The following is a 6487-nucleotide window of genomic DNA, read 5'->3' on the forward strand; positions in this document are numbered from 1 at the left end:
CTCAAAGCAGATGCTACATCAGAATAAACCTTATCTTCAGAAACACCATCATCCTTAACCGATTTAACCGTGAATGTAGGAGCCGTCCATTTACCATCCGCATAGACAGCGCCACCGCCTAAAGACTTAGCAACACCAGTGCCCAAGGTATGAAGCTGTGAGCCATTTACTGCATCTGTTGAAGTTTCACTGACAGCTCCAGCTGCAAGAAACGTGATCTTGCTATTTGTTTTTTCTTTTCCTTCTTCTCCATGCTGCGCAACAAAGGCTTTATCAGTTTTGCTCCACAGCAAAGCATCGCCTTGAACTGCTTGCGTAATATTCGTTAGTTTGTCAGCAAAATTTTTGACCTCATTCGTTAGATGCGTATTCACATTCTTGACACTCGCATCAAGACCAGCAAAAGCTGAACCAACATCGTTATATGAACTAGTCGTTACTGTACCATTGTCAGTAATATTAGAGATGTTATAAGTCGGAGATGTAAAAACACCATCTTTAAATGTAGCACTACCACCTAAATAAGATGCAACATTGCTACCTACGGTATGAAGCTGGTCACCATTTACAGCATCATGTGAATCCTTAGCAATATTACCAGCGGCAACATTATGCAAGCCAACCTGACCCTTGCTCGGATCTCCAAAAGTCACACTATTCTTATTAACTTTAGGTGCTGTTCTGGTAAGTGTACTGACCTCTTCTGTATCTTCTTCTATATCGTAGAAAACTGCTACAGAACGCACGTCATTAATTTCATTCGTAAGTGCATCCACGTTTCTATCAAGCTGGGCTTTATTAACCGCTTCGTCACCCTTTTCTGCATCCTTCACGCCAGAGAGAATTCGAGCCTTACTATCCTTATCTGCAACAGTGATTGTCGTACCATCTTTTTCGCCACCAATCTTGATAACCTTTGTCTCTTCATTCCACTTAACAAGGCTATCACCTTTTACATTGGTGATATCGTTTTTAATATTCGTGAAAGATGTACCAACATCAGCAAAAGCTTCTGCAACAGTAGTATACTTCTTCTCTTCTTCAGTACCATCATCCTTAACAGTCTTAACCGTGAATGTAGGAGCGGTCCATGTTCCACTCTCATACTTGGCGCCACCGCCTAAAGACGTAGCAACCCCTGTGCCCAATGTATGAAGCTGTGAGCCATTAACGGCGTCTGTGGAATCTTTCGTAATACTTCCTGCGGCAAGAGACGTTATCTTGCTGTTTTCTTGTGTCACGACAACTGTACCGTCGTCTCCTTTTTCCTGCTTTTCATGCTGCGCTACAAAGGCTTTTGCACTTTCATTCCACAACAAGGAATCATGCGCAACTCCTTCTGAGACTTCCTTAATGCGAGCATTCACATTCTTGATATTGCTATCAAGACCTGCAAAAGCGGTTCCAACACCTTGGAACGAACTCTCTGTCACAACTCCATCTGTGGCAATGTGCGACAATTTATAGGTTGGCTGTGTAAGAGAGCCATCTTTAAATGCAGCATCTCCACCTAAAAACTTGGCAACATCCTCACCGATTGTGTTAACCTGACCACCCGTGATTACATCACGTGAATCCTTGGCTATCTTACCATCAGCAACATTATGGAGACCTACTGCTGTCTTATCTTTACCGCCTAAAGTCACACTCGTGTAATTAATGCTACCATTTTCGTCTTCTTTTTTATCGTAATGAACAACTGCTGATTCATCTGACTGAAGACTGTTCGAAAGATCTTTCAAGCCTTTATCAAGCTGTCCTTTGTTAACGGCTTCATTATCCTTGGTCGCTTCCCCAACACCAGAAAGTGTCCGTGCCACACCAGTCTTGTTGGCTATGTTGATTTCACTTCCTTCTACTGCAGCTCCAATAGTGAGACGATGCGTTGTTTGGTCTTGCTGAACAAAGCTTTCGCTTTCTACTTTGTTAATCACATTATTAACCTGTTCAGTCAATTTATTCTGAACATTCGTCAGAGAACTACCAACTCCTGCAAAAGCACTTGCTACATCAGGATAATCCTGATCTTTAGATCCACCATCAGCATCGAAGGTTTTAACCGTGAAGTTAGGAGCAGTCCATGCGCCACCTTCATATTTAGCACCACCACCAAAATAAGATGCAACACTGCTCCCTAGGCTATGAAGCTGATTGCCTGCTACCGCATCGCTTGAGCTACCATTAATGTCCCCATTTGCAAGCAACGTGATCTTGCTGTTTGTCTTACTTTCTTTTGCCCCATGCTGCGCTACAAAGGCGCCTTTAGTCTTGTCCCACAACAAAGCATCGCCTTGAACTTCTTGTGTGATATTCGTGACTTGTTCTTTAAAGTCTTTAACAACGTTCGTGAAAGAATTACTTACAAGTTCAAATGCCTTAGAAACACTGGTAGGCGTTTCTTCAACTTCCTTACCATCTTTATTGAAGGTTTTTACCTTAAAGGTCGGTCCATTCCATGCGCCTTCCTCATTATAGCCTGCTTTGTCATCAAGATACTTCGCAAACTGGTTTTGCTGTGTATAAAGTTGTCCTCCTGTGACAGCTTCCGTGGAACCCTTCGTAATATCTCCTTCGGCAAGGAATTTTATCTTGCTGTTTGTCTTTTCACCTTCTTCCGTTTTATGCTGTGCGACAAAGGCATCTCCACCCCATAATAAAGAATCGCCTTGAACTTCTTGTGTGATATTCGTGACTTGTTCTTTAAAATCTTTAACAATGTTCTGCACATTAGTATTCACATTTTGGAAATTATCATCAATTCCTGCAAAAGCTTGTGCTACATCAGGATAGTCTTTTGGAGCACCTTCTTTACCATCAGCTGTGAAGGTTTTAAGCGTGAATTTTGGACCGGTCAAAGCCCCTCCTTCATAGCTAGAACCACCACCAAAATAAGATGCAACACTGCTCCCTAGACTATGAAGCTGACCACCACTTACGGCTTCGTCTGAATTTTTACTGATTGCCCCGTCGAGTAAACCGGAAAGTTTCCGTCCTCCATTATCCTTATTTAGAATACTGATTTCGGTGCCACCTGTTTCCTTACCAATAGTGATAGGACCTGCTCCTCCTTCACGGAGACTACGCATTAAAGTCTTCTCTGCTGCTTGCTTGACAAGAATACTGTCTCTTACATTAGCAATTTCAGTATTTGCTGCAAAAAGCTGGGAACCAGTTACTGCTTCGGTCGATTCTGCTGAGAGCGCGCCTTCTTTAATGCCTGTTATCTTCTTACTACCAGCATCAATACCACCGGTGGTTATTTTCGGACCATCAGTAATTACCAGACCTGTTGCGTCTAGGGTATTTGTACCTGCCTTTAAGCTCGTTAATGCAACATCTTGAGCCAAATCAAATTTTAGCTTATTGTCGTCCTTGCCTTTTGTAATCTGAAGATTACTATTTCCAGTTGAAAAATCTACATTACCATCCATAAGAACAGTTGTGCCATTTGCACCTCCAACTGACAGTTTCCAACCGTTTGTTTGTACGAAGTGTTTTAAGTCCATCAACTGCATAACATTCACTGCATCGGTAGCTTCACTACCAGCTGAAACTCCTGTAATTTGTCGTGTTATTCCTTTTGCATGGTTACCAATACTCAAAACGCCCGCCGTACTTTTCCACTGAGCTGTGTCATTTTTTGAAAACCCATCATCCAACGAAGGAGCATAACCAAACACACCAGAAACCCTATCGGCTACAGAATCGCTTCCTAGAGCAATACCATCTTTAACTGATACTTTTGCGTTGTGACCAATAGAAATCGCAGAGGTGGCTTTTTCAGCAACCACTGCGCTATTACCCAAAGCAATAGCACTGCTGGAGAGTTGACTAACGCTGGCCTTGCTCCCAAGAGCAACTGAATTTTCTGCATCAGCTATAGCATCTGCAAAATCTTTGCCAGTAGTGTTAATTTTTAAACCTTTTATACCCCCTGCGGCTTGTCCTGCTTGTGCTGCTTTTAACTGTGCAAAATTCACTGCATCAGTATCATCAGTACCCGCTGCAACTCCCGTTATCTTTTTACTACCTGCATGAATACCAGCCGTCGTTATTTTCGGACCATCAGTAATCACTAAGCCTGTTGCATTCAAGGTGCTGCTTCCTGCTTTTATGCTATTGAGTGTAATATCCTTAGCCAGATCAAATTTTACTTTATTGTCGTCCTTGCCTTTTGTAATCTGAAGATTACTACTTCCAGCTGCTAAATCCACTGTATCTTTTATGCCAACAGCTTTAGCATTTGCACCACCAACAGAAAGATTCCAACCTTGATCTACGTACATTTGTAAGGACTTAACCTGCTCAACATTAGCAGCATCAGACAGTTCAGTACCAGCTGCTACTCCGGTAATTTGGCGCGTTTTTCCTTGACTAGCATTACCAATACTCACAGCACCGAGCGTACTTTTCCATGTAATTCCTTTATCAGTTGCAGCTCCCTTAAGCAAAGGGCTAAAACCAGCAACACCAGCAACCCTATCGGCTACAGAATTGCTCCCTAGAGCAACACCACCCTCAACAGCACCAATAGTATTGGCACCTATAGCAGTACTTGCAACACCTGCCGTTATAGACTTAAAGCCTATAGCAACGGTATCTTGCGCCGCAGATGCAGAGTTGGCACCTATAGTGATAGCTCCATCTCCCTCTGCTCTCGAACCAAAACCGAAAGCAACGGCATAGTTGTTCATTGTCTTTACTTTATAACCAATAGAAATTGTTCCCTCCTTCCAACTCTCAGCACGAGAACCCACAGCTATTGAATAATCTCCCTGCCCAAGGGTATGATGATTGGTCCCATTGGCGTCACTGACGCCATCACCGTCAGAACCTATTGCGATAGCGTTTTTTCCATAAGCGCCAGCCGACCTCCCTACAGCAACACCATATTCAATCCCCGCAGCCGCCCCATCACCTAAAGCTATACCGTAAATATCATATACTGTTGCATAACCACCAATGGCAATCGAGCCTTCCTTTTTTGTACTTGCGAAATGACCAACGGCAACGCTTTCACCTTTATTGACACTCGAGGAAGAACCAATAACAACAGATGACTTTACTGGCGATTGATCTGGATCTTTAGGATCTGACTTCGCCTTCGCTTGAAAACCAATAACAACACTGCTGTCGACCTTCGCATCAACGCCGTTACCAAAAATGACATTATTTCCCGATACATCACGTTGCATTCCCCCAGGTGAACCACCCCGCAAAATATTAGATACATTAATAATATCTGCATTCTCATCATCCTGCGCAAGCTGTTGGTCTGCAGAGCTATCAACCACAAAGGACTGTGGACTAATGAGAGGCTTTTTATATTGCCCCCCTGCTTCTAACGTTTTTTTCGATAGGTTATTACTGTTTGCTGTCAAAACATTTATTATAGAACTCTCATCGCTCGGACTTAGAAGAGCTTTGGTTAAAAAATTTGCATAGTCATCAGCAGCATTTACCTTGGGTGTCAAAGCAACATTCAGCGCTGTTAAATAATTGTCTTTTGAAACAGAAGAAGTATTCAAACCAGCAACAGAGATGATGTTTTCTGGATAAGAGACACCAGCACTGTTAACACCCTCAAGAAATGTGTTTCTAAAATCAGAATTTGCTGAAAAAACAGGTGTAACATTCGATAAAAATGTAGCCGCTGTAGCCAACGAAAGAACTTTAACAAAAGAAAAACGAGAACGTTTTAATTCACTCGCTGCTTTTGGGGCATATATTTTTTTCATAACAAACTCTCCAATGAAAAAACTTAAAAACACCTCCAAAACATAAAAAAGACACATTTTAGCATTATTGACCTCTTTAGAATTGAGAACAGAGGATCGTTGCTTAGAGTGTGAACATTTTGAGTCTTTAATCTTGTTTTGTTTGTGCTCTCTAGTGTTGCGACTTAAATGTTTGTTTTTTATTATGTTTTGTGGACATAAAAATAACACATTTAGAGTCTAAGGGTTTTAATGTGCTGTTTTTCCTAATTAAAAAAGAGGTCTTGCATATTTAATCTTATTTTTTACTTGGTAGTCGTTAATATAAAATCTTTCAAAAAAGGTTTTCGTTTGTGTTTTCCTAATTATAGACTTTAGTTTTATTAAAAAAGCATTTTTTTGTTAATAACAAGTAAAGTAAAAAGAGATTGTAATATGTTCGAAATCTAGTTCGCCTCGGATAATCAGCTCTTTAGTTAGGTTTTCTCTTTCTATAGTATCATGTAATAATACATGCGCGGTCTTGTGATGTACCTTCTATCTTCACGCACTACTTATCCCCCCTTTGAAAGTTATTTTATCAAAATGAGTCTTACTAATATACATTTCCGCATCACTATAGACTGTTCAAGAAAATAGCAACATAAAAATATGACTTTTTAGCAATATGGATTCTACTGTGATCTTTTTTCAACAAAAATATAGAAAAAGCTTCTATAAAATCTCAAAGTTTATAGCCTCATCTGTTGCTTTAGGTCCATCGGCTACTG

General features: G+C 41.1%; 1 pseudogene. It reads right to left on the bottom strand.

What is annotated here, in order from left to right:
- Nucleotides 1-5738 (bottom strand): annotated as a pseudogene (locus U736_RS12470) (hypothetical protein); the annotation flags it as partial.
- Nucleotides 5739-6487: the final 749 nt, after the last annotated feature.

It is taken from the genome of Bartonella grahamii ATCC 700132 (assembly GCF_000518085.1).
Lineage (GTDB): Bacteria > Pseudomonadota > Alphaproteobacteria > Rhizobiales > Rhizobiaceae > Bartonella > Bartonella grahamii.